The organism is Gordonia sp. HS-NH1 (assembly GCF_001418765.1).
Taxonomy (GTDB): Bacteria; Actinomycetota; Actinomycetes; order Mycobacteriales; family Mycobacteriaceae; genus Gordonia.
The window spans coordinates 1-24738 of the sequence record NZ_LIYC01000032.1 but is presented as its reverse complement, the minus strand read 5'-3'; the positions used below and the strand labels follow the sequence as shown (position 1 = coordinate 24738).

The following is a 24738-nucleotide window of genomic DNA, read 5'->3' as shown; positions in this document are numbered from 1 at the left end:
CGGTCGCTACTTTTGTGATGTGACAACACGATCGGGACCACCCCCGGCACGGTCCGGACTCCCTGGGCGAGCCGGACGCAGCACGGTCCCCAGCGCGGGCCGCCTGGGTCTCCTCGACGACTCCGCACCCCGGAACCTGGCCGATCTCGGCTGGAACACGCCCGAATCGGTCGACGTGTTGTGGGCGCTGTCGCGATCTCCCGATGCCGACCTCGCGCTGCGAACCCTCGTCCGGCTGCGCGGTGCGGTCGGCGACGAGTGGTCCGAGATCGACGCCCTGGTCCGCGCACAACGCTCGTTTCGCGGGCGCCTGTTCGCGGTCATCGGTTCCTCCGACGCACTCGCCGATCACCTCGTCGCCGAACCGTCGAGCTGGCGGCTGCTGGTCCCCGACGAGTTGCCCGACCGCGCCGAGGTCGACCGGCTGATGCTCGCCTCGGTCGATGCGCAGCCCGTGCCGGGTGAGATCGAGAAGGGCAATCGGGTGTACCGGGCCCGGCTCACCGGCCCGAAGGCCGTGGTGTCGCTGCGTCTGGCCTACCGAAACCTGATCCTGCAGCTCGCCGCACACGACGTCGCCTCGACCGTCGAGGACGAGCCGGTGATGTGGCTGCCCGAGGTCGGGGCGTACCTGTCCGACCTGGCCGACGCCGCCCTCACCGCGGCACTGGCCGTCGCCTTCGCGGAGGTGTGCGGGGACAAGCCGATCTCGGTTCGCCTCGCCGTCGTCGCGATGGGCAAATGCGGTGCGCGCGAACTCAACTACGTCAGCGATGTCGACGTCATCTTCGTCAGTGACCCGGCCGACGGCACCGCGGCGCGCATCGCCGGCGAGATGATGCGCATCGGCTCACTCGCCTTCTTCGAGGTCGACGCCGCGCTGCGGCCCGAGGGGAAGTCCGGCGCGCTGACGCGGACCCTCGAATCGCATGTCGCCTACTACGAGCGCTGGGCCAAGACCTGGGAGTTCCAGGCGCTCCTGAAGGCACGGGCGATGACCGGCGACATGCAACTCGCCGACGACTACATCGCCGCCGTCAAACCGATGGTGTGGAAGGCCGCCGAGCGACCCGACTTCGTCCCCGAGGTGCAGAAGATGCGACGCCGGGTCGAATCGCTGGTGCCCGAGGCCGAGCGGGAACGCAACCTCAAACTGGGACGCGGCAGTCTGCGCGACGTCGAATTCGCGGTCCAGCTCCTGCAGATGGTGCACGGCCGGGTCGACGAGAACCTGCGAGTGATGCCGACCGTCGACGCACTGGCCGCGCTCACCGCGGGCGGTTATGTCGGACGCGACGACGCCGCGAATCTCAGTGCGTCGTACCAATTCCTGCGTCTGCTGGAGCATCGCCTGCAGCTGCAGCGGATGTCCCGGACCCACCTCCTGCCCCAGCCCGACGACCACGAGGCCCTCCGCTGGCTCGCGCGCGCCGCCCACATCCGGCGCGAGGGCGAACTCGACGCGACCGGGGTGCTGCGCGAACAGATCCGCCACCAGAGCCTGCGGGTCCGGCGCCTGCACCAGAAGCTGTTCTACCGGCCGCTGCTCGAAGCGGTCACACGCTTCAAGACCGACGAGCTGACCCTGACCGACACCTCGGCCGAGAGACGGCTGGCCGCACTGGGTTACGCGAAGCCCGAACGCGCGCTGAGTCACATCCGCGCGCTGTCGAACGCGCCGGGGCGGCGTGGCCAGATCCAGCTCCTCATCCTGCCCCAGCTGCTCGAGCACATCGGGGACACCCCCGATCCCGACGCGGGTCTGCTGAACTACCGCCGGTTGTGCGAGGTCATGGAGGACACCGACTGGTTCCTGCGGCTCTTGCGCGACGACGGCGTCGTCGCGGCGCGGCTGATGAAGGTGCTCGGGACGTCGGAGTACATCGCGAACATGCTGATGCGCTCGCCCGAGGTGATCCACCAGTACTCCGACGGGCCCGACGGGCCCAAGCTGTGCAACGTACGACCCGAGGACGTCGCCAGGGGCCTCATCGCGTCGACCGTCCGCCAGCAGGACATGAAACGCGCGGTGGCCGTGGCCCGGTCGCACCGACGGGCCGAGCTGGTCCGCATCGCTTCGGCCGACGTCCTGGGGCTTCTCGACGTGCCCGCCGTCTGCAACGCGCTGTCGAGTGTCTGGGCGGCTGTGCTCAACGCCGCGCTCACCGTGGCTATCGACATCTCCGAACGCGAGCGGGGGAGCCGGGCGCCGGCCCGCATCGCGGTGATCGGCATGGGCCGGCTGGGCGGCGGTGAGCTGGGCTACGGTTCGGACGCCGACGTGATGTTCGTGTGCCAGCCCGATCGGGACGCCGAGGAGTCCGAGGCGCTCAAGTGGGCGCAGACGATCGCGGAGAACGTGCGGTCGATGCTGGGCAGTCCCAGTGCGGATCCGCCGTTGGAGGTCGACACGGGTCTGCGCCCGGAGGGCCGGAACGGTCCCATCGTGCGGACCCTCGCGTCGTATGCCGCGTACTACGCGCAGTGGGCCCAGCCGTGGGAGGTCCAGGCGCTGCTCCGCGCGCATCAGGTCGCCGGCGACGAGGCGCTCGGCATCGACTTCCTGCACATGATCGATCACGTCCGCTATCCGGCCGGCGGGGTCAGCAACGACGCCGTCAAGGAGATCCGCCGGATCAAGGCCCGGGTGGACGCCGAACGTCTGCCGCGCGGTGCCGATCCGGCCACCCACACGAAACTCGGACGCGGCGGCCTCGCCGACATCGAGTGGACCGTGCAGCTGCTCCAGCTCAAGTACGCGCACCGCTACCGCAGCCTGCACAACACGTCGACCCTCGACTCGCTGGACGCCATCGGCGCCGCGGAGCTGTTGTCGGAGAACGACGTCGCGCTGCTCAAGGACGCCTGGACGACCGCGACGAAGGCGCGCAACGCGCTGGTCCTGGTCCGTGGCAAGCCGATCGACCAACTCCCCGGACCGGGCGCACAGCTGCGTCAGATCGCCTTCGCCGCCGGATGGCCGGAAGACCAGGCCAACGAATTCCTGGAGAATTATCTACGGGTCACGCGCCGGGCCAAGGCCGTGGTGCTCAAGGTCTTCGGGGCCTGACGCGCCGACGCGACTGACCAGGCCCGAGAAGGGCTCAGACGAATCCGGCGGGGGACACCGGACCATTTGGGGGAGCGATGACGAGATTTCTGTGGGCGGCCGCGTACGTCCTGGGGTGGGCGATGCTCGCCGGCGTGGTGCTGGGCGTGTTCCTGCACTTCTACCCGTCGCGCGGCGACGTCGCGCTGTACCTCACTAGCGGGGTGCAATTCGCCCTCATCCCCGGGTTGATCGCGATCGTCGTCTTCGGGGTCCTGCGACGCTGGTTCATGCTGGCGCTCGCGGTCATGGCGGCCGGCGCGCTGGCCTACACCCAGGTGCCCCTCGTCGTCGCCGAGCCCGTGCCGGCCGGCGAGCGGTTCACCGTGGTGTCGTCGAATCTGCTCTTCGGCGGTGGCGACCTCGGTGTGCTCGAGAAGATCGTCGCCGACGCCGATCCTGATCTGTTGTCGCTCCAGGAGGTCACACCGGAGGCGTTGGAGCGCCTGCGGCGCAGCGAGATCGGCCGCGCGCTGCCTCATCGGTTCGCGATCCCGTACACGTACGCGGCCGGCACCGCATTGTTCAGCAAGAAGCCGCTCGACGAGCGGTACAACATCCCGGGTACCGTGCTGCACAATCTGCAGGCCCGTACGGATCTGCCGGGGGCGGCGGGGACCCAGGTGCTGGCGATCCACCCGGCTGCACCGCTGTGGGGCCGGAACTGGGACTGGCTCGCCGACATGGACACCCTCGCCGAGCATTTCGAGCAGCTTCAACCCGGGCGGGTCATCGCGATCGGGGACTACAACTCGACCTGGAATCACGCGAAGTACCGCAACCTGCTGACCAACGGACTCGTCGACGGGACCGACCTCGCGGGCGCCGGCTTCCTGCCGAGCTATCCCACCGACAAGCGGATCGGCAATCGGCCGCTGGTCGCCATCGACCGGGTCATCCTGCGCGGCTTCGTGGCGACCTCGATGGACACCCACTACCTTCCGGGTTCCGATCACCGGACTCTGGTGGTATCACTGGTGGCATCATGACCCCCGATCCCGAGAAGGCCGGACCCCAGACCGCCGACGGCCCGAGTGTTCCCGAGTACCCGAGTATCTCCGCGCGACTCCGATCGGCGACCGCGGTGGCGCACGAACGTGCCGAGCATGCTCCGTTCATCGACGATCTGATGTCGGGCCGGCTGGACACCGGGGAGTATCAGCGCCTCGCGATCCAGCTCTACTTCGTCTACGAGGCACTCGAGCGCGTCGGTGCGGAACTGGCCGGGGACCCGGTCGCCGACGCCGTGCTCGACCCGAAACTGCTACGCCTGCAACGACTCGGTGCCGACCTCGCGTCGTTCGGCATCGACCCGTCGCGCGAGACGCCGTTGCCGGCCGTGCGGCGTTATGTGACAGCGATCGAGTCCACCCGTGCCGATCCGGCGCGCTATGTGGCCCATCACTACACGCGTTACCTCGGCGACCTCAGCGGCGGCCAGGTGGTCGCCCATCGCATGCGGGAGCACTACGGCGTCGACGACGACGCGCTGAGTTTCTACTCGTTCGACGAGATCGACAAGCTCAAGCGCTACAAGGACGCCTACCGGGCGCGGCTCGACGCGCTACCCCTCGACGCGGACGGGATCGATCGTCTCGTCGACGAGGCCGTGGCGGCGTTCGATCACAACCAGGCAGTGTTCGGCGATCTCGACGGTGCCCGGGCAGCCTGACCCATAGGTCCGCCCGAGCGGCCGGAATTTGTCGAGCTCGGCTCAGTTGACCTGCAGCTTGACCGTGCGGTGCAGCACGACCTCGCTCACATCGTCGTGGCCCTTCACGAGCTCGATACGCAGCTGGTTGTCGTCGAGACGACTGGTGGTGCGAACCACGCGAGGGGTGCCTTCGAGGCTGATCCGGTCGCCGGGTACGAGGTCTTCGACATATACATCACGGGTCATCCGTCCAAACTACGGTCGTACCTTGTGAGTCGGCAGAGCAACAAGTCCTAAAAGTGATATGGATCACGTGTGAGGGTCGCCACGCCGGCGACCGATGCTTCGACGATCGCCGTTCACGGTCTCACCGTGAGACGAATCGTCGGCGCGATCGAGCTTGCTCTACGGGCCGGGCCGGCACACGTCAGGAGTCGGCGAGGAAAGCTGCGACGGCCATGCGCCCGAGGTGCGTGGCGCCGTTACTCTCTCGCCTCGGAGATGGACAGCACGACGGTGGTTCGCTCGTCGGAGTCCAGCGTGTCGTCGTCGGGAGTGTGATCGACCAACGAGAGGTGCGCGACGTTGGCGAGGTTCACGAGGTGAGCCGATCCCTCGAGTTCGAGGGCGATCGGTTCGCGTTGCCGGACCACATCGCGGACGAACTGCATCACCTCCGGGACCGACTCCGCGAACAGCAGGCGGATCTCGAACTCGTCGGACGTCAGAAGTGTGCCCATGCGGCTCATCGTCGCACGGTGCGCCGGTCGAATTGGGCGCCTCGCGCGGATTGACGTGCCGGTAGATGTACAACGAAACGGCCCGCTCGGCGATCGGAGTGCGATCGCGGAGCGGGCCGAGTCGATATGAGCCGAGTGGCTCAGCAGTCGTAGTACAGCGAGAACTCGTACGGGTGCGGACGGATCTGCACCGGCTCGATCTCGTTCTCACGCTTCAGCGCGATCCAGGTCTCGATGAGGTCCTCGGTGAACACGCCACCGGCGGTGAGGTACTCGTGATCCTCTTCGAGGCGGTCGATGACCGCGGCCAGCGAGGTCGGAGCCTGCGGGATGCTCTTCGCCTCCTCCGGCGGGAGCTCGTAGAGGTCCTTGTCGACGGGCTCGTGCGGCTCGATCTTGTTCTTGATGCCGTCCAGGCCGGCCATCATCATCGCGGCGAACGCCAGGTACGGGTTGCCCGAGCTGTCCGGGCAACGGAACTCGAGGCGCTTGGCCTTCGGGTTGTTGCCGGTGATCGGGATACGCACACAGGCCGACCGGTTGCGCTGGCTGTAGACGAGGTTGATGGGGGCCTCGTAGCCCGGCACCAGACGCTTGTAGGAGTTGACCGTCGGGTTGGTGAAGGCCAGCAACGACGGCGCGTGGTGCAGGATGCCGCCGATGTAGTAGCGCGCCAGATCCGACAGGCCCGCGTAGCCGGCCTCGTCGTGGAACAGCGGCTTGCCGTCCTTCCACAGGGACTGGTGGGCGTGCATGCCCGAGCCGTTGTCACCGAACAGCGGCTTCGGCATGAAGGTGACCGACTTGCCGTTCTGCCACGCGGTGTTCTTGATGATGTACTTGAACAGCTGCACGTCATCGGCTGCGTGGAGCAGCGTGTTGAACTTGTAGTTGATCTCCGCCTGGCCCGCGGTGCCGACCTCGTGGTGGCCGCGCTCGAGCTCGAAGCCCGAGTTCTGCAGGTTGGTCGACATCTCGTCGCGCAGGTCGACGTAGTGGTCGTACGGAGCGACGGGGAAGTAGCCACCCTTCGGGCGGACCTTGTAGCCGAGGTTCGGGCTGCCGTCGGGATCGGTCGGGGACGCGGTGTTCCACCAGCCGGACTCGGACTCGACCTCGTAGAAGGTGCCGTTCATCTCGGAGCCGAAGGACACCGAGTCGAAGATGTAGAACTCGGCCTCGGCGCCGAAGAAGCAGGTGTCCGCCACGCCGGTGGAGGCGAGGTAGTCCTCGGCCTTGCGGGCGACGTTGCGCGGGTCGCGGCTGTAGGCCTCACGGGTGAACGGATCGTGGACGAAGAAGCTGAGGTTCATCGTCTTGGCCTTGCGGAACGGGTCGATCCGCGCGGTGGCCGGGTCGGGCAGCAGCATCATGTCCGACTCGTTGATGGACTGGAAGCCACGCACCGACGAGCCGTCGAATGCCAGACCGTCCTCGAAGACGTCCTCGTCGAAGGCCGACGCGGGGATCGAGAAGTGCTGCATGACACCGGGCAGGTCGCAGAATCGGATGTCGACGTACTCGACACCTTCCTTCTTGATGCCCTCGAGTAGTTCTTCTTTACTGCTGTACACCGTGCGGTGACTCCTTCGTGATCGGTGGTCCGTGTATGGGGACACGCCACATCCGCCACTGAGAAACAGCAGCGGATCTCAGCGGCAACCGTATGGAGGCGAAGTTGCCCATGCGCTAAGTCCGTGTTTCCCCCGTGTTACACGCGAGTGGTATTCGCTACACGGTGTGTCCGGGGCGCGACGCACTCGGCGCACCCCAACCCTAGCGGGAGGCCCGAACGGGCGGGACGGGTCGCCACAACCAGCGACTACGATGGTTCCCAGTGCGGCGACGACGCGGACCGAGGGGGTTGCGCGGTCGCGTGAGAGGAGTCATCACCGATGGGACGAGTCACGGGTTCCTGGCTGTCGGGACCGCAGATCGGTCCCGCGACCGGCGTGGACAACGAGTACCGAGGGCAAGATCTCGGCCTGCCGGAGAGCGGTCCCGGTTCGCTGGCGACCGGCTGGCCGCGGGTCGCGGCTCTGCTCGTCGACTGGCTGATCGCCGGTGGTCTGGCAATGGCGTTCGTCGGGTTTCCCTCGCCCCACCTGGGCACCACCCAGCTGGGCATCTGGTTCGTCATGGGCGTCTTCGCGGTGACGCTGTTCGGCTTCACACCCGGCCAGCTCGTCATCGGGATGCGAGTTGCGCGAGTCGACTTCGGCGTTGAACGCAACACCGCGGAGGCGACCGGCGAACAGAGCCCGGCTGCCGTCGGGATCGTTCGGGCCTTCTTCCGTCAGCTGCTGATGGTGTTCCTGGTTCCGGCCCTGATCAACGATTACAACGGACGCGCTCTCCACGACCGCGCGACCGGCACCGCGCTCGTCCGGACCCGCTGACAGGCGCCGAGCCGCCCGCGGACCCACCACTCACCGACAAACCCACCACCGGATCGGACTTGGTCCAGATCGGTGGTGGGTTTGGTCGTATGCAGGGCGCACAGTCGATGGGATTCAGCGCACGGTCGACGGAATCGGGCGCCCAGTCGACGGGATTGACGCCCAGTCGACGGGTGTGGCGTCAGCCGCGGCGGCGTGCCGTCCGCTGCATGCTGCGCATCTTGGCGTTCCCGGGCAGGGGCCCCTTCGGCATCCCGGGGCCGGGAGCCTTGCTGCCGAGGGCGGAGAGCCGTCCCTCGAGGGTCTCCATCCGCTTGCGGTCGATGTTGCTGGGCAGCTTGTTGAGGTGCCGCTCGAGCTTCGACAGCGGGACCTGGCCGTCGTCGTTGCCGACCATGATCTCGTAGATCGGGGTGTCGCCGACGACGCGCGCGACCTTCTTCTTCTCCTGGCCGAGCAGGGACTTGATGCGCGTGGGCGAGCCCTCACCCACGAGGATGACGCCCGGCTTGCCGATGACCCGGTGCACGGCGTCGAGCTGGGACGTCCCGGCGACGGCCTGCTTCACCCGCCACTGTCCGCGCATGTTGCCCAGCGCCCATCCCGCGGCGCCCGGCTGTCCCTCGGCCTTGGTGTACACGTTCTTCTGGACCCGGCGGCCGAACAGGATGAACGCGCCCAGGATGCCCAGCACCACGCCGAGGGGGATCAGCAGCCACGGCGAGCCGAGCACGAACCCGAGGACGGTGAAGACGGCGATCGACAGGACGATCACACCCACCATGTAGGGGATGAGCCGTTTGTCTTCCTTGCGCTGCATCTGGAAGGCCTGCCACAGCTGCTGGCGCCGTTCCTTCGATGCCGCCTTACGGGCCTTCTTCTTCTCGGCCTTGACCTCTTTGTTCACCTGCGCCTTTGCCATGAGGCCAGTTTACGTCCGCGCGTCCGGCGACCGCCGGAAAGGTCACCGGACGCCGCACGAGGGGTCAGCGGGCGAGGCGTGCCATCAGGCTGGAGGCCTCCTGGCTTGCCGATCCCTCGGCTGCCAGGTGGGCCAGAGCGGGTGAGATGTCGCGGCCGTGGTGGGCCATCGCCTGCGCATAGAGCCGGCCTGCCCGGTACGACGAGCGCACCAACGGACCCGCCATGACACCGGCGAAACCGACCTCGGTGGCGAACTCGGAATGGTCGACGAACTCCTCGGGCTTGACCCAGCGCTCGACCGGATGATGCCGCGGCGACGGGCGCAGGTACTGCGTGATGGTCAGGATGTCGCAGCCCGCCTCGTGCAGATCCACGATCGCCGACTGCACCTCCTGCGGTGTCTCACCCATGCCCAGGATTAGATTCGACTTCGTCACCAGACCGAAATCGCGTGCGGCGGTGAGGACTTCGAGGGACCGCTCGTAGCGGAACGCCGGGCGGATGCGCTTGAAGATGCGCGGCACGGTCTCGAGGTTGTGTGCGAGCACCTCGGGCCGGGCGTCGAAGACCTCGGCCAGCAGATCGGGCTTGGCATGGAAGTCCGGAATGAGGTTCTCGACACCGGTGCCGGGATTGAGGCGATGGATCGCGCGGACGGTCTCGGCGTAGAGCCAGGCACCCTCGTCGGGCAGGTCGTCGCGGGCCACGCCGGTGATGGTCGAGTAGCGCAGGCCCATCGCCTGCACGCTCTCGGCGACGCGGCGGGGTTCGTCGCGGTCGAGGGCGGCGGGCTTGCCGGTGTCGATCTGGCAGAAGTCGCAGCGGCGGGTGCACTGTTCGCCGCCGATGAGGAAGGTCGCCTCGCGGTCTTCCCAGCACTCGTAGATGTTGGGGCAGCCGGCTTCTTCGCAGACGGTGTGCAGGCCTTCACGCTTGACCAGGCCCTTGAGTTCGGTGAACTCCGGGCCCATCGTCGCGCGGGTCCGGATCCACTCCGGCTTGCGTTCGATGGGGGTCTGCGCGTTGCGCACCTCGAGGCGGAGCAGTTTGCGGCCTTCGGGGGCGGGGTTTGAGGGTGCCGTTGCCGAGGGTGTGGCTTCGGGGGCACCGGGTCCGGGGGTGAGGGGGGACGCGGTCACTGTATCGATCCTACGCTTGCAGAAGTGGGTGTTCCGGACTGTGTGGCGGCGGTCGCCGGGGTGCCGGTGGTGTCGGAATGGGTGACGTCGAAAGTGGGTGCGTCGAGTGCGGACAGCACCGCGTCGGCGGTGACGTCGAGCACGTCGTGCACCGACAGCGGCCGCGCGAGTTCGCGGGCGAGCGAGGTCACCCCGGCGTCGGCGATCCCGCAGGGGACGATCGCCTCGAAGGCTGCCATGTCGGGGTCGACGTTGAGCGCGAACCCGTGCAACGCGACTCCGCGCGCGACGCGGATACCGATCTGCCCGAGCTTGCGTTCCCCGGCGTCATCGGTGATCCACACTCCCGACCGGCCGTCGACGCGCCCGGTCGTCACGCCGAGTCCGGCGCAGACCGAGATGAGTGCTGCCTCGAGCCGCCGTACGTACTCGACGACGTCCAGCGGCTCGGCGAGCTTGACGATCGGGTAGCCGACGAGCTGCCCGGGGCCGTGCCAGGTGATCCGCCCGCCGCGGTCGACGTCGACCACCGGTGCGCCGTTCGTGGGCCGGTCGGAGTCCTCGGTGCGTTTGCCCGCGGTGTAGACGGAGGGGTGCTCCAGCAGGAGCAGGACGTCGTGGTCGAGGAGGCCGTCCGCGCGTTCGGTGGCCAGACCGTGCTGCATGTCGTAGGCAGCCTGGTAGTCGAGGACGCCGAGCCGACGGATCTCGACCGGTTCGGTACTCGCGCGGATCGGACGATCAGTCATGGCGATTGGTTCCGGTGGCGTAGGCCAGGGCCTCGTCGACACCGGGATGGGTGAAGGTGAATCCGTGATCGGTCAGCACCTCAGGTGCAACGCGTTGACTGAACAAAATCATTTCCTCGGCCATCTCGCCGCCGACCCGGCGCGCCGCGAAGGCCGGAACCTTGAGCACCGTCGGGCGGTGTACGGCGCGGCCCAGCGCCGACGCGAACTCGCCGAACGGCACCGCGCCGGGCGCGCTCAGGTTCACGGGCCCGGACACGTCGGAGTCGAGGAGGAACTCGATGGCACGTACCTCGTCGATGAGGCTGATCCAGGAGAAGTACTGCTTCCCGTCGCCGATGGGTCCGCCGAGCCCCAGCTTGAACAGCGGACGAAGCTTGCCGAGAAGACCGCCCTGCGCACTCAACACCGGTGCGGTCCGCAGGAGGACCAGGCGCGTGTCGGTGCCGACGTTGGTACGGGCGGCGGCCTCCCAGTCGACGACCAGGTCCGCGAGGAATCCCTCTCCGGGACCGTCGGTTTCGACGGCGGGACGGCTGCCTGTGTCGCCGTAGAAGCCGGACGCACTGGCGCTCACGAACGTGGGGATGCCGAGATCACGCACGGCCTCGGCGAGGACCTCGGTCGGCGTGACCCGGGAGTTCCGCAGCTCCTGTTTGAAGCGCCCGGTCCACCGGCCGTTTCCGACCCCCACGCCGCCGAGCGACACCACCGCCTCGACGCCCTCGAGACTCTCGGGCGGCACGCCGATGGTCTCGGGATCCCAGCTGAACTCGTCATCGGCGCGTGCCTCGCGGCGGACCAGACGGGTGATCGTGTGGCCCGCCGCGCGCAGCGAGTTGACCAGGGCGTTGCCGATGAGCCCCTGCGAACCTGCGACGGCGATGCGCATCGTGAGTCCTCGGTGTGCCGTAACCGGAGATCCGGGCTAGAGGCCCAGGTCCGCGGCGAAGGCGGCCTCTTCGAGGCGCTTCTTCACCGTGGTGAGGAAGCGGCCCGCGTCGGCGCCGTCGATGAGGCGGTGATCGTAGGTCAGCGGCAGGTAGGACATCGACCGCACTGCGATCGACTCCGAGCCGTCCTCGCCGGTGATGACGACCGGACGCTTGACGATCGCTCCGGTACCGAGCATCGCGGCCTGCGGGGGGACCAGGATCGGGGTGTCGAAGAGCGCACCCTGACTGCCGATGTTGGTGATGGTGAAGGTGCCGCCGGCGAGCTCGTCGGGCTTGAGGCCGTTGGAGCGTGCCCGCGCCGCGATGTCGGCGATGGCGCGTGCCAGGCCGGCGATCGACAGGTCATCGGCGTTGTGGATCACCGGCGACAGCAGTCCCTGCGGGGTGTCGACTGCGATGCCGAGATGCACCTTGTCGTAGTAGGTGATCTCCTTCTTGTCCTCGTCGATCGAGGCGTTGACGTTGGGATGCGCCTTCAGCGCCTCCACGACGGCCTTCGCGATGAACGGGAGGTACGTCAGGTTGACACCCTCGGAGGCCTTGAAGTTCTCCTTGGCCGCCTTGCGGAGTCCGGCGATGCGGGTCATGTCGACCTCGAAGACCTGCGTGAGCTGTGCGCTCTGCTGCAGCGACTCGCGCGTCTTCTTGGCGGTGATCTGACGGATGCGGTTGATCTTCTGCGTGGTCCCGCGCAGCTCGGCCAGCTCGGGGCGGATCTCAGGCGATGCGGACTTCCCGGCCGATGCCGCGGGTGCCGACGGAGCAGCAGCGGCGGGCTTCTGCTCGGGGGCAGGTGCCTTGGCCTCCTCGGCGGCGGCGAGCACGTCCTGCTTGCGGATCCGGCCACCGACACCGGTGCCCTTGATCGCGTTGAGGTCGATGTTGTTCTCCGCGGCCAGCTTGCGCACCAGCGGGGTCACGTACGGAGTCGACTCGACGGTCGGCGGATCGGACTTCTCCGCGGCCTGCGACTTGGGCTCCGAGGTCTTCGGTTCGGCCTTGGGTGCGGGCTTCTGCTCCTCCTCGGGGGCGGGCGCCTGCTCGGGCTCGGGTTCCGGCTCCGACTTCTGCTCGGGCTCGGGCTCGGGCTCGGGCTCGGGTTCCGGCTCCGGTTCGGGCTCCTTCTTCGACGGTGCTGCCGAGGCATCACCGATGACGGCGAGCTTGCCGCCGACCTCGATCACGTCGTCCTCCTGCGCGAGGATCTCGAGCAGGGTGCCGGCGACGGGGGAGGGGATCTCGGTGTCGACCCTGTCGGTGGAGACCTCGAGGAGCGGTTCGTCGGCGGCGACCTCGTCGCCGACGGACTTCAGCCAGTTGGTGACGGTGCCCTCGGTGACCGATTCGCCGAGTTCGGGCATGAGCACGTCGGTGCCCTCTGCGGAGCCGGAACCGGTGTCGGCCGTTGGCTTCTCGGCGGGAGCGTCCTCATCGGTGGAGGGCTCCTCGGCGGCCTGCTCGGGCTCGGGCTCGGGGGCGGCCTCGGTCGGCTCGTCGCCGCCGGCGGAATCCGAGCCGGAATCGTCCGAGCCGGAATCGGCCTCGTCGGCGTCACCGATGAGGGCGAGGTCGCCGCCGACCTCGACGACGTCGTCCTCCTGGGCGATGATCTTCGTCAGCACACCCGAAGTGGGCGCCGGGATCTCGGTGTCGACCTTGTCGGTCGACACCTCCAGCAATGGTTCGTCGGCCTCGACGGTGTCGCCCTCCTCCTTCAGCCACCGGGTGACTGTCCCCTCGGTGACACTTTCACCAAGGGCGGGCATCTGGACGGAGAAGGCCATCGTTGTGAACTCCTGAACTCGACGTGGTGGTCTGTAGGTGATGCCCAATGGTGTGTGCGCCGTGGGCACGGGGTCGGGGGCGGTTCGGAGCCCGCGCAGATGAGTGGCGGATCAGCCGCTCATCCCCGCGGCCAACCCTACCCGTAGGGTGCGTCGCCGACTCGGTTCGGCTCGTACTCGTCGGTAACGATTCTCATCGGGCCGGTGCGCGGGTGCCGGTTGCTGTCGGTCAGCCGTTCGCGGCGATGTCCTCGAGCACCGCGGCGATGGTCCGGACGGGCACGCCCGTACCGCCTTTCGTGGTGTAGCCCCAGGCCCCTCCGGTGTTGAAGGCGGGTCCGGCGATGTCGATGTGGGCCCACTGCACGTCCTCCGGCACGAACTCCTTCAGGAAGATGCCGGCGGCGAGCATCCCGCCCCAGCGGTGCGGGGTCACGTTCGCCAGGTCCGCGACGCGGGACTTCAGGTCGGCGCGGAGTTCCGCGGGCAGCGGCATGGCCCAGGCGTTCTCGCCGACATCGGCCGACCGGGCCGCCACGCGGTCGCGGAACTCGTCGGTGCCCATCACGCCGGGAGTTCGGGTGCCGAGCGCCACCATCTGCGCGCCGGTCAGGGTCGCGGTGTCGATGAGGTAGTCGGGATCGTCCTCGCAGGCCCGCACGATGGCGTCGGCGAGGATCAGACGACCCTCGGCGTCGGTGTTGAGGACCTCGACGGTCCGTCCGCCGTACTGCGTCAGCACATCACCGGGCCGCTGCGCGGTCGACGACGGCATGTTCTCGGCCATCGGCACGGTCGCGGTGACCGTGACGTCGACGTCGAGGCGGGCGGCCAGGATGGTCGCGGCGATGACCGCGGCGGCGCCACCCATGTCGGAGGTCATGGCGTCCATGTTCGCGGCGGGCTTGATCGAGATGCCGCCGGTGTCGAAGGTGATGCCCTTGCCGACCAGCGCGACCTTCTTGGGCGACTTCTTGGCGGTGTGGGTCAGTCGGACCAGGCGCGGCAACCGGGAGGATCCCTTGCCGACGCCGATGATCCCGCCGTAACCCTGGGCCTCGAGCTGTTTGTCGTCGAGGATCTCGACCTTGAGGCCGGCCTTGCTCCCGAGCGTGCGGGTGCGGGCGGCGAACTCCTCAGGATAGAGGTGACTCGGCGGGGTGTTGACGAAGTCGCGGGCGATGGCGACGGAGTCGGCGACCGCGACGGCCCGCTCCAGGCCCGCCCTGGCCTCCTTGGACTTCGATTCGACGAGCAGCGTGATGCGTTGCGGCGGAGTCCTCTTCGGCTTCGACTTCGCCGAGCGGAACTCGTCGAACCGGTAGGCGCCGAGGAACAGGCCCTCGGCCGCGGCGGCCAGGTCGATCGCGGAGAGCGTGGTGGACACCGACTCGTGTCCGTCGAGTTCGCGGGCGACGATGCCCGCTGCCTGCCGGACCTGATCGGCGTCGTCGAGGTTGTCGGCGTCGCCGAGGCCCACGGCGACGACGACATCGACCGGCAACGAATCGGGAGCCGCGGTCCGGGTGACCTCGCCGTGCGAGCCGGTGGCCCCGAGCGCGGTGAGGGCGGCGCTGATGGCGGCCGCCTGGGCGTCGTCGAGGATGCCGTCACCGATGGCCAGGGTCGGTTCGGTGGCGGGGCCGTCGGCGTCGTCGTCGGGGGACGACGTGCTGATCAGGCCGATGACCAGGGCGGAATCGTCCTTGCCGATCGAGGTGGACAGTTCGAGTTCGGGGCCGCGCGCGCGGTCGACGGTGTCGTTCTTGCTCACCCGCTCAACTCTGCCACAGCGCCGACGCGGCGGGGCTGCCACGAACCTCATCGGCCGGGACGCGGCGTCTCGGGTGCATGCGTGGACAACGGCCGGCCGGTACCACCCGTGGCGTTCTGCGCCGCCGCCGGCGCGGATGGTCCGCGCCCCGGCGGCACGGATCGCCCGATAGCGTGGACGCCATGAGTGAACTCCTCGCCGGGCCGATCGCCGACCGTCATGCCGCACTGGGGGCCACCTTCGCCGAGTTCGGTGGCTGGAACATGCCGGTGTCGTACTCGGGCACCGTCGCCGAGCACGCGGCGGTGCGGGAGAGCGTGGGCATCTTCGACGTCAGCCATCTCGGCAAGGCGCTGGTGTCCGGGGCGGGCGCGGCGGCGTTCGTCAACTCGACGCTCACCAACGACCTCGGCAAGATCGTCCCCGGCAAGGCTCAATACACGTTGTGCTGCAACGATTCCGGTGGTGTCGTCGATGACCTGATCGCCTATCTCGTCGGTGACGACGAGGTGTTCCTGGTGCCCAACGCGGCGAACACCGCGGCTGTCGTGGCCCAGCTGCAAGCCGTTGCGCCGGAGGGTATCTCGATCACCGACCGGCACCGCGACCTGGCCGTCCTGGCGGTACAGGGGCCGAGATCGCCCGACATCCTCACCGGGCTCGGGTTGCCGGCCGACATGGAGTACATGGCCTTTGCCGACGCCGATCTGGCGACGGCCGACGGTCCGGCTCGCGTGCGGGTCTGCCGGACCGGATACACCGGTGAGCGGGGGTACGAGATCGTGCCGCGATGGGACGACGCCGGTGCAGTCTTCGACGTCCTGCTGGAGGCGATCACCGCGGCCGGCGGGCTGCCCGCGGGACTGGGCGCCCGGGACACCCTGCGCACCGAGATGGGTTATGCCCTGCACGGACACGAGCTCGGTCCGGACATCTCGCCGGTACAGGCGCGTTCGAGCTGGGCGGTCGGCTGGGACAAGCCGTCGTTCTTCGGCCGCGACGCGCTGCTGGCCGAGAAAGAGGCCGGTCCGTCGCGTCGTCTGTATGGGCTGCGGGCGACCGGGCGCGGGGTGCCGCGGGCCGGATGCGCGGTTCGTCTCGCGGGCGACTCCCAGAGCGGGGGGCAGATAGGGACCTGTACGTCGGGCACGTTCTCGCCCACGCTGAAACAGGGCATCGCGCTCGCGCTGCTGGACACGGCGTCGGGTGTGCGCAAGGGCGACGAGGTCGTGGTCGACGTCCGCGGCCGCGACCTCGCGTGTGAGGTCGTGATCCCGCCGTTCGTGCCGTCGCACGTGTGACCTGCGGCCACCGGCACGAGGCCCCGCCCGGGTCCGGGGGTGACCCACGGGGCACGGAATTGCTTTTGTGGCCGGCGGTACGATGGCGCCATGACCTTGGAGTTCAACCGTACCAAGCACCCGCACCCGGTGTCTGAGGGCCGGCGCGCGGAGATCTTGTCCGCCCCGGGATTCGGGCGCCACTTCACCGACAACATGGTGATGATCGACTACGACGCCGAGGTGGGTTGGCACAGCGCCACGGTGAAGCCGTACGGTCCGATCGCGCTGGACCCCGCCGCCACGGTCCTGCACTACGGCCAAGAGGTGTTCGAGGGACTCAAGGCCTATCGGCAGCCGGACGGTTCGATCGCCGCGTTCCGGCCGGAGGCCAACGCGGCACGGCTGCAGCGCAGTGCCGAACGACTCGCGATGCCGGCGCTGCCGGTCGAGGATTTCATCGGCTCGCTCAAGGCCCTGCTGGCCGCGGACAACGAGTGGGTGCCCGCCGCCGGCGGCGAGGAGTCGCTGTACCTGCGTCCGTTCATGTTCGCCTCGCAGGCGAGCCTGGGCGTGAATGCTCCGTCCACGAGCTACATCTATTCGGTCATCGCCTCACCGGCGGGCGCCTACTTCGCCGGCGGCATCAAGCCGGTGAGCGTCTGGCTCTCCACCGAGTACGTCCGCGCGGCGCCGGGCGGCACCGGATTCGCCAAGTGCGGAGGCAATTACGCCGCGGCGTTCCTCGCGCAGCGGCAGGCGACCGAGCAGGGTTGCGACCAGGTCGTGTGGCTCGACGCGATCGAACGCCGCTTCATCGAGGAGATGGGCGGCATGAATCTGTTCTTCGTGTTCGGTTCGGGCGCCGACGCCCGACTGGTGACCCCCGAACTGTCGGGGTCACTGCTGCCGGGGATCACCCGTTCGTCGCTGCTCACGCTGGCCACCGACGCCGGTTTCGAGGTCGAGGAACGCAAGATCACCACCGAGGAGTTGCGCAAGGGCGTGGCCTCGGGCGACATCACCGAGGTGTTCGCCTGTGGCACCGCCGCGGTCATCACCCCGGTCGGTCGGGTCAAGGGTGAGAACGAGGACTACACCATCAACAACGGCGAGACCGGCGAGGTGACGCAGGCATTGCGTGACACCCTGACCGGCATCCAGCGGGGGACGTTCGCCGACACCCACGGCTGGATGACGGAGCTCTACCGCAGCTGAACGTTCGCGTGACGGGTCCCGTGGCGGGTCAGAGCAACAGCCCGACGACGGCGAGTGCGACCCCGACTTCGATGGTCGCGCCCAGTACGTCACCGGTGATCCCGCCCATCCGGCGCGCACAATGCCGGGTGAACCACCAGGCGAACGCGGCGACACCGAGCACGATCGCGATTCCTCGGACGACGGCGGCCACCTCGAGGTGGCCGCCGTCGAATCCGTTGGCGGACAGTCCGAGTGGGACGGCCGCTACGAGCGCGAGAACCAGCCACACGGCGACGGAGAGATGTTGTGTGCCCGCGACCAGGGCGCCGAAACCGTTGGGGTGGGCCGGTTTCAGCGACCTCCGGGTGCCGACGACGGCGCCGATCCGGCCGAGGCCGATGGCGAAAGCCAGGCCGTACCACTGTGACTCATCGGCGAGTGCGGCGAAGCCGGTCGACTGCACAGCGAGTACCAGGACCAGGGTGGCCACCCCGAAGGGGCCGACGGTGCCGCTGCGCATCACCTCGGTGACCCGATCGGGTGGCCCGTAACACCCCAGTCCGTCAGCGGTGTCGGCGAGCCCGTCGAGGTGCATGCCCCGGGTGGCCGCGGCGAGCAGGACGACGACGAGCACGCCGATCAGCAAGGTCGGGAGTCCGGTGTGGGTGAGCCCGAAGGCCACAAATGCCGACGCGGCACCCAGGAGCGCGCCCACCACCGGGACCGACGCCATCACCGCCGCACCCAGCGACCGATCGGGCGCGTCCGACGCGTGTCCGCCGACGGGCACGACCGTCAGCCAGCTGACGGCCGTACGGAGCGCCCGGGTCGGCGGAATCATGGCGGATCCGTTCGGCGTCAGGATGTCTCGGCGTCGTTTGCGGTGTCCCCGGCCGGGGTGCTCTTGTCGGACACGCCGGCTTCGTCGAAGGTGGCCATCGAGACGAGCAGGTCGGCGGCCGCCTGCACGATCGGCAACGCCAGAACGGCGCCGCTGCCCTCACCGAGCCGCATCGACAGATCGAGAACCGGGACCAGATCGAGGTGTTCGAGCGCGATCTGATGGGCGGGTTCGACCGACCGGTGCCCGGCGATCCACCAGCGCATCGCCCCCGGCGCGAACTCGTTGGCGACCATGGCCGCGGCCGTGATCACCACGCCGTCGAGGATGACCGGCGTCCGGCGTAGGGCCGCTTGTGCGAGGAATCCGACCGTGGCGGCCAGGTCGGCTCCGCCGACGGCGGCCAGCAAGGCGAGCGGGTCGTGGATCACCTTGCGCGCGCGGCGCATACCGTCACGGATCGCGGCTGTCTTGCGCATCCACCCGGCGTCGTCGACACCGGTTCCCCGACCGACGATCTCGACCGGTTCGCGCCGGGTCAGCGCGCCGATGAGGACCGTCGCCGGGGTGGTGTTGCCGATGCCCATCTCACCGGCGATCAGCAGATCGGTGCCCGAGTCGATCAGGTCGTCGGCGATCGCGCGCCCGGCGGCCAGGGCCTCGCGCGCCTCCGCGAGAGTGATCGCGTCGGTGGTTCGGAGGTCGTCACTGCTGCGACGGACCTTATACCGCGACAGTTCGGGTGCGGTGTCGGCGTCGACGGACATGTCGACCACCTTGACCGCCGCGCCGACGCGTCCCGCCATGACGTTCACCGCGGCACCGCCCGCTGAGATGTTGGCGACCATCTGCGCGGTCACCTCGGGCGGGAACGCCGACACTCCGCCGCGGGCGACGCCGTGGTCGCCGGCGAAGACGACGACGGTGGGGGAGGTGAGGGGTGCGGGCGGGCACTGGCCCTGGCATGCGGCGATCCAGACGCCGATCTCCTCGACGCGACCCAGTGATCCCGGCGGCTTGGTGAGCGTCGCCTGTCGGTTGCGGGCGTCCTGGGCGACCAGCTCGTCCGGCGGCCTGACGGGCGCGAACACCTCGGCATCGGTGGGGTCCGGCCGGGGACGCTCGGAGAGCCCCACGCCCCCAACGGGTTCGGGAGCTTTGGAAACGGTCGCGGCGACCGGGTCCGACGGTGCCGAGGCGGGCTCACCGCGGTCCGGCGTCGTCGCCACCGGCGCCGGGGTGTCTGTGCTGTCGGTCGTGTCCTTCTCGGTGGTGTCCGTCTCGGTGGTGCCCGGGCCCGGCGCCTCGACGCCCGCCGCCGGGCCGTCAGGTGTGCTGGTCGTCGCGGGCTGCGGTTCGGCCGGGAGATGGAGAACCCGGCCGGCGACGACGAGATCGACGCGCTCGCAGACCTGCGCCACCCGGACGTTGAGGGTGCCGAGCAGGTCCTGGAAGACCCGACCGGCGGGGGTGGGGGGAACGAGCGAGAGCCCGGCTTCGGGGCTGATGAGCACCACGTCGGCGGTCATGGCGGCCAGGGCGTCGCAGAGGTCGTCGATCGGACCGTCGAGGTCGATCTCCGAACCCGAGGTCCAGCCGTGCACGGCGTCGATCTGCGCGGTGAGCCAGTTACCCAGATCGTCGACCAGGGCCGGGATGTCGGGCGCGGCGCGCAGAGCGTGTCCGAGGTCGGTCGTCTCGATCGTCGTGTACCGGTCGTCGCGGCGCTCGCGATGTAACCGAACGCGGTCCATCCAGTCCCCGTCAGAGGACGTCAGCGGGCCGGTGGCGAGGTAGCGGATCTGCCGGTGGTCGCCGAGAAGCGACTCGCCGTGCGCGGACTTACCCGAGCGCACGCCTCCCAGGACGAGGGTGCGCACTGCGCGATCGGTCATCGATCAGACTTCGTCGCCCGGTGAGACCATCGGTTTGGGGGCGCGCATCTTGCGCAGCTGCATCGCACGGGTGAAGGCATACCAGCCCAGCTTGAAGCCCCCGTCGCTGGACTCGGGGAAACGTTCGGCGACGCGCCGGTTGACCATGCGGCCCAGGATCACACCGTCGATGGCCATCAGCACGACGAAGGCGACCAGGATCAGGTTCGTCAGTGCGGCGGCCTGCGGGACCAGGAACATCAGCACGATCAGCAGGATGGCGAACGGCATGAACAGCCCGGCGAAGTTGCGTCGCGCGTCGACGATGTCGCGGGTGTAGCGCCGCGAGGCGCCCTTGTCGCGCGGCATGAGGTAGGCCTCGTCGCCGGACATCATCCGTTCCCGCTGCTGGAGCCGCTTCTCGCGTCGCTCGGCGGAGAGTGCGCGCTTCTCCTCCTTGGAGAGCGACGACTTGAGTTCCTTCTTACGGGCGCGAGCCTCGGAGCGGTTCGTCGGCGGCGGCGCGACCGGACCGCGACGCCGGTTCTCGGCCTGGCGACGAGACGGCGTCGGGCGTCCCTTGCCCGGGGTGTACTTGCTGCCCTTGGCGGAGGGCGCGACGTCGGTGCCGGACTCGTCGTCGGCGGTGTAGGTGGAGACCGAGCTGTCGCCGGAATCCGCCTGGGTGTCGTCCTTCTTCCATGGCAGCTTCACGCCTGTAGAGCCTAGGTGATCGGTGTTGCGAGACAAACGCGTGGTCGTCGCTTTTGGGTGGTCGTCTCCCGCAGCCGGGGAGACGGCGGGGCATCCGGGGTCTCGGCGTCGTCCCGTGGGGCCCGCCCGGCTCCGCCGAGCGCTGCCGGGTTCTGTCCGGCTACCTATACTCCGTGCTCATGACCGGGAATGATGCGCCGCGCGGTGCGACGACGACGGAGTCGGCGACGGGATCAGGGTGCGCGTCCTGATCGCGCCGGACTCGTTCGGCGACACCATGTCCGCGGTGGTCGCCGCGCGTGCGATCGCCCGGGGGTGGGGTGCCGCACGGCCGGATGACGAACTCGTCGTGGCCCCGCAGTCGGATGGCGGCCCCGGATTCGTCGACGTCCTGGCGTCGCGGTTCGGGACCGTGATCAGGGAATCGGTGACCGGGCCGCTCGGCGCGGGGGTCACCGCCCGGTGGCTTCTCGACGAACCCTCGACCACCCCCGACGAACCCTCGACCGCCTACATCGAGTGCGCGCAGGCCTGCGGTCTGCACCAGCTCGGTGGCACGCCGACACCGCGAACCGCGGTGGCGGCCGGCACCCACGGTGTCGGTGAGCTCGTCGCGGCGGCGCTGGCTCGTGGGGTGGGCCGGATCGTGATCGGACTCGGTGGCAGTGCCTCCACCGACGGCGGTGTGGGCCTGGTCGAAGCCCTCGGGGGCGGCGATCACGCCCGTGAACGACTCCGTGGGCTGGAGCTGATAGTGGCGTCGGACGTGGAGAACCCACTCCTGGGGCCGCTGGGCGCAGCAGCCGTGTTCGGTCCGCAGAAGGGTGCCGACCCGGACACCGTCGCCCTTCTCGAGAAGCGACTCGACGACTGGTCGCGCACCCTGGGTGCGCTCGCCGGCCGGGACATCGCCGACGAGCCGGGCGCCGGTGCCGCGGGTGGCCTCGGTGCTGCGCTCCTCGCTCTCGGCGCTACTCGCGTGTCCGGTGCCACCGTGGTCGCCGAGGCGACCGGCCTGGCCGCCGAGGTCGCCGCGGCCGACATCGTCGTCACCGGGGAGGGGAAGTTCGACTCGCAGACGCTGCAGGGGAAGGTCGTCTCCGCGCTGCATTCGGCAGCCTCGTCGCTCGGCGCCCGTGGTGCCGGTGCCGCGACGATCGTCCTCGCGGGGCAGGTCGCCCTGGGTGCCGACGAGATCGCCGCGGCCGGTGTCGCGGCCGCGCACGCGATCGTCGACGTCGCGGGTTCGGTCGAGGTCGCGATGGCCGACGCGGAGAACCAGCTCGCCGCACTCGCCGAATCGGTGGCGTCGGACCTCGGGGACGCGCGCGGCTGACCTCGCGCTCGTGCGAGACGAGCACACGGCGCGGACCTCGCGGAAACGCCCGTCCGACTGGACGGGAATACCACGGGGAGGAGTACGGTTGTACGCACGGGCACAACCGGTCGACCTCCCGGCGAGCGGGGTGAATCCCGAACGACGTGCGGGGCCGCAACCCACCACGGCATCGGGCCACATTGCACCGGGACCACACCACTTACAGGAGCATCCATGACCGTGCAGAACGAAACGAGCACAGCCACGAGCACCGGCGTCGTCCTCAGCGACGCTGCCGCGTCCAAGGCCAAGGCGCTGCTCGACCAAGAGGGCCGCGACGACCTCGCGCTGCGTATCGCCGTACAGCCGGGTGGTTGCGCGGGGCTGCGCTACCAGCTCTTCTTCGACGATCGCACCCTCGACGGTGACATCACCACCGACTTCGGCGGAGTGACGCTCGCCGTCGACCGGATGAGCGCCCCCTACGTCCAGGGAGCCACCATCGACTTTGTCGACACCATCGAGAAGCAGGGCTTCACGATCGACAACCCGAACGCCACCGGCAGTTGCGCCTGCGGCGACTCGTTCAACTGACGCGACGACTCGCGTCAGAGGCTTTCCGGCACCGGCCGCATCCCATGGGGGTGCGGCCGTTGTCATGTGCCGGGAGGTGAGTAGCGTGGACACCTGTCTGTGTCGTCGTCATCACCTGCCTGGGTCACCACCTGCTGGGCACCATCCATCGGGCAACCACATGAAGGGCTGAGATCTCCAGTGGCAATCGTTGTGTGCGGATCCATCGCGACCGATCATCTGATGAAGTTCCCGGGCAAGTTCTCCGAGCAGTTGCTCGGCGATCACCTCGAACACATCTCCCTCAGTTTTCTGGTGGAGGATCTCGTCGTCCGGCGCGGCGGTGTGGGAGCCAACATCAGCTACGCCATGGGTCAGCTCGGGGGCACGCCGGTACTCGTCGGCGCGGTCGGCTCCGATTTCCACGACTACCGTCAGTGGCTCGAATCCAACGGCGTCGACTGTCGAGGCGTCCGGGTGTCGGAGACCCACCACACCGCTCGCTTCATGTGCACCACCGACGAGACGATGGCCCAGCTCGCGACCTTCTACGCCGGCGCGATGAGCGAGAGCAAGGACATCGATCTCTCGTCGGTCTTCGCGGAGGTGGGTTCGCCCGATCTGGTTCTGATCGGTGCGGACGATCCGGCCGGGATGATCCGCCACACCGAGGAATGCCGGACTGCCGGCATCCCCTTCGCCGCCGACCCGTCGCAGCAGTTGGCACGGCTCGACGGCGAGCAGGTGCGCACGTTGATCGACGGCGCGACCTACCTGTTCACCAACGAGTACGAGTGGGGTCTCCTGCGCCAGAAGGCCGGACTGTCCGAAGCGCAGGTCGCCGAGATGGTCGGCGTCCGCGTCACGACGCTCGGCAAGGACGGCGTCGAGATCGTCGACCGCGACGGCACACGCATCCACGTGCCCGTCGTGCCGGAGACGGAGAAGGTCGATCCGACCGGTGTCGGCGACGGTTTCCGCGCCGGGTTCCTGTCTGCGCTGTCCAAGGGACTCGGCTTCGAGCGGGCCGCGCAGGTCGGGTCGATGGTCGCGGTGCTGGTGCTCGAAACTGTCTCGACGCAGGACTGGGCCTGGGATTCGAACTCGGCCCTCGCTCGGATCGAAGGCGCATACGGCGCCGAGGCCGCTGCGGAGATCAGCGCGGCGTTCGCCGGCTGAGCCCGGTCCGCCGGGGGGTGGTGACCCGTCTGACGTTGCCACTCCCGGCCCGGCGTGAGACGTTGGAGATGAGCCCCGATCGAGGGCTCCCGGACGAGGGGTGCTGTACCCGGTGCGCGACAAGACGGCCCGGAGGAGGCGTCATGTCGTGGCTGATTCTGGTCGTGTCCGGTGTCCTGGAAGCCGTCTGGGCAACCGCACTGGGCAAGTCGGAGGGTTTCAGCAAGCTGGGTCCGACCGCCGTGTTCGTCGCGGCGCTGGTCGCCAGCATGGCCGGCCTGGCGTACGCGATGCGCGACCTGCCGGTCGGGACCGCCTACGCGGTGTGGGTCGGCATCGGTGCGGTGCTGACCGTCGTCTATGCCATGGCCACCGGTGAGCAAGCCGTGTCGGCGCTCAAGGTGTTCTTCCTGCTGATGATCGTGGGCGGAGTCGTCGGTCTCAAGCTCGCGCACTGAATCCGCTGGAACGACAACCGCCCCAGAAATGCGCCCTCCGCGGGGAAGTCCGCGACATATCGGGCTGTTGCGT

22 protein-coding genes and 1 riboswitch are annotated in these 24738 nt (G+C 68.9%); of the genes, 10 read left to right on the top strand and 12 right to left on the bottom strand.

The genetic code is table 11. The features are described 5' to 3' along the window. Positions 1–19: 19 nt before the first annotated feature. From AMD30_RS18350 to AMD30_RS18340, 3 genes are all read left to right on the top strand, one after another. Complete coding sequence (locus AMD30_RS18350) at positions 20–3070, top strand: bifunctional [glutamine synthetase] adenylyltransferase/[glutamine synthetase]-adenylyl-L-tyrosine phosphorylase (RefSeq protein ID WP_084817313.1); 3051 nt, start codon at positions 20–22, stop codon at positions 3068–3070. A gap of 77 nt (positions 3071–3147) precedes the next feature. Beyond that, entirely contained in the window at positions 3148–4098 is a 951-nt protein-coding gene (locus AMD30_RS18345) for an endonuclease/exonuclease/phosphatase family protein (RefSeq protein ID WP_055476601.1), read from the top strand. After that, the gene (locus tag AMD30_RS18340) at positions 4095–4781 is read left to right on the top strand and encodes a biliverdin-producing heme oxygenase (RefSeq protein WP_010841144.1); all 687 of its coding nucleotides are present in this window, start codon (positions 4095–4097) and stop codon (positions 4779–4781) included. Before AMD30_RS18345 ends, AMD30_RS18340 begins: the two co-directional genes overlap by 4 nt. Before the next feature lie 42 nt (positions 4782–4823). On the opposite strand, the gene AMD30_RS18335 is transcribed toward AMD30_RS18340, so the two are convergent. The 3 genes from AMD30_RS18335 to glnA form a co-directional block, all read right to left on the bottom strand. Further along, positions 4824–5009 carry a hypothetical protein gene (locus AMD30_RS18335; RefSeq protein WP_010841143.1) on the bottom strand — a complete coding sequence of 62 codons (186 nt, stop codon included), beginning with the start codon at positions 5007–5009 and terminating at the stop codon, positions 4824–4826. A gap of 236 nt (positions 5010–5245) precedes the next feature. Further along, positions 5246–5503 (bottom strand): hypothetical protein, encoded by a 258-nt coding sequence (locus AMD30_RS18330; RefSeq protein ID WP_044506934.1) that lies wholly within the window; start codon positions 5501–5503, stop codon positions 5246–5248. 140 nt (positions 5504–5643) lie between these two features. Then, positions 5644–7077, bottom strand: coding sequence for a type I glutamate--ammonia ligase (gene glnA, locus AMD30_RS18325; RefSeq protein ID WP_010841141.1), 1434 nt, complete (start codon positions 7075–7077; stop codon positions 5644–5646). Between the two features lie 321 nt (positions 7078–7398). Here glnA and AMD30_RS18320 point away from each other — a divergent pair, with 321 nt between their 5' ends. Beyond that, the gene (locus AMD30_RS18320) at positions 7399–7902 is read left to right on the top strand and encodes a transporter (protein WP_055476600.1); all 504 of its coding nucleotides are present in this window, start codon (positions 7399–7401) and stop codon (positions 7900–7902) included. Between the two features lie 181 nt (positions 7903–8083). Here AMD30_RS18320 and AMD30_RS18315 read toward each other — a convergent pair whose 3' ends face one another. The 6 genes from AMD30_RS18315 to AMD30_RS18290 all read right to left on the bottom strand — a co-directional run bounded on the left by AMD30_RS18315 (position 8084) and on the right by AMD30_RS18290 (position 15228). Then, positions 8084–8824, bottom strand: coding sequence for a DUF4191 domain-containing protein (locus AMD30_RS18315; RefSeq protein WP_010841139.1), 741 nt, complete (start codon positions 8822–8824; stop codon positions 8084–8086). A 64-nt stretch (positions 8825–8888) separates the two neighbouring features. Then, on the bottom strand, positions 8889–9965 hold the full coding sequence (gene lipA, locus AMD30_RS18310; RefSeq protein ID WP_010841138.1) for a lipoyl synthase: 1077 nt from the start codon (positions 9963–9965) through the stop codon (positions 8889–8891). Beyond that, entirely contained in the window at positions 9962–10714 is a 753-nt protein-coding gene (gene lipB / locus AMD30_RS18305) for a lipoyl(octanoyl) transferase LipB (protein ID WP_055476599.1), read from the bottom strand. Before lipB ends, lipA begins: the two co-directional genes overlap by 4 nt. Further along, positions 10707–11606, bottom strand: coding sequence for a TIGR01777 family oxidoreductase (locus tag AMD30_RS18300; protein ID WP_055476598.1), 900 nt, complete (start codon positions 11604–11606; stop codon positions 10707–10709). Before AMD30_RS18300 ends, lipB begins: the two co-directional genes overlap by 8 nt. 36 nt (positions 11607–11642) lie before the next feature. After that, a complete protein-coding gene (sucB, locus tag AMD30_RS18295; RefSeq protein ID WP_055476597.1) occupies positions 11643–13454 on the bottom strand; it encodes a 2-oxoglutarate dehydrogenase, E2 component, dihydrolipoamide succinyltransferase in 1812 nt (603 codons plus the stop codon). 229 nt (positions 13455–13683) lie between these two features. Next, positions 13684–15228: a leucyl aminopeptidase gene (locus AMD30_RS18290; RefSeq protein WP_055476596.1), complete on the bottom strand. Its 1545-nt coding sequence runs from the start codon at positions 15226–15228 to the stop codon at positions 13684–13686. Between the two features lie 182 nt (positions 15229–15410). Here AMD30_RS18290 and gcvT point away from each other — a divergent pair, with 182 nt between their 5' ends. Continuing rightward, positions 15411–16529 carry a glycine cleavage system aminomethyltransferase GcvT gene (gene gcvT, locus AMD30_RS18285; protein WP_055476620.1) on the top strand — a complete coding sequence of 373 codons (1119 nt, stop codon included), beginning with the start codon at positions 15411–15413 and terminating at the stop codon, positions 16527–16529. A gap of 90 nt (positions 16530–16619) precedes the next feature. Beyond that, complete coding sequence (locus AMD30_RS18280) at positions 16620–17726, top strand: branched-chain amino acid aminotransferase (protein WP_055476595.1); 1107 nt, start codon at positions 16620–16622, stop codon at positions 17724–17726. 28 nt (positions 17727–17754) lie between these two features. Here the strand turns inward: AMD30_RS18280 and AMD30_RS18275 are convergent, their stop codons facing one another. From AMD30_RS18275 to AMD30_RS18265, 3 genes are read right to left on the bottom strand one after another with little or no spacing between them, the layout of a single operon-like run. Next, complete coding sequence (locus AMD30_RS18275) at positions 17755–18549, bottom strand: adenosylcobinamide-GDP ribazoletransferase (protein WP_055476594.1); 795 nt, start codon at positions 18547–18549, stop codon at positions 17755–17757. Positions 18550–18566: 17 nt separating this feature from the next. Further along, positions 18567–20444 carry a nicotinate-nucleotide--dimethylbenzimidazole phosphoribosyltransferase gene (cobT, locus tag AMD30_RS18270; RefSeq protein WP_055476593.1) on the bottom strand — a complete coding sequence of 626 codons (1878 nt, stop codon included), beginning with the start codon at positions 20442–20444 and terminating at the stop codon, positions 18567–18569. Between the two features lie 3 nt (positions 20445–20447). Further along, on the bottom strand, positions 20448–21137 hold the full coding sequence (locus AMD30_RS18265) for a DUF3043 domain-containing protein (RefSeq protein ID WP_010841129.1): 690 nt from the start codon (positions 21135–21137) through the stop codon (positions 20448–20450). A gap of 238 nt (positions 21138–21375) precedes the next feature. On the opposite strand from AMD30_RS18265, the gene AMD30_RS18260 reads away from it, so the two are divergent. The 4 genes from AMD30_RS18260 to AMD30_RS18245 all read left to right on the top strand — a co-directional run bounded on the left by AMD30_RS18260 (position 21376) and on the right by AMD30_RS18245 (position 24665). Continuing rightward, positions 21376–22473 carry a glycerate kinase family protein gene (locus AMD30_RS18260; RefSeq protein WP_055476592.1) on the top strand — a complete coding sequence of 366 codons (1098 nt, stop codon included), beginning with the start codon at positions 21376–21378 and terminating at the stop codon, positions 22471–22473. Between the two features lie 216 nt (positions 22474–22689). Continuing rightward, positions 22690–23049: a HesB/IscA family protein gene (locus tag AMD30_RS18255; protein WP_004022921.1), complete on the top strand. Its 360-nt coding sequence runs from the start codon at positions 22690–22692 to the stop codon at positions 23047–23049. A gap of 180 nt (positions 23050–23229) precedes the next feature. Next, positions 23230–24207 (top strand): carbohydrate kinase family protein, encoded by a 978-nt coding sequence (locus tag AMD30_RS18250; RefSeq protein WP_014927333.1) that lies wholly within the window; start codon positions 23230–23232, stop codon positions 24205–24207. Between the two features lie 67 nt (positions 24208–24274). Continuing rightward, a riboswitch (guanidine-III (ykkC-III) riboswitch) is annotated at positions 24275–24341 on the top strand. Between the two features lie 9 nt (positions 24342–24350). Further along, positions 24351–24665: a DMT family transporter gene (locus AMD30_RS18245; protein WP_010841126.1), complete on the top strand. Its 315-nt coding sequence runs from the start codon at positions 24351–24353 to the stop codon at positions 24663–24665. Positions 24666–24738: the final 73 nt, after the last annotated feature.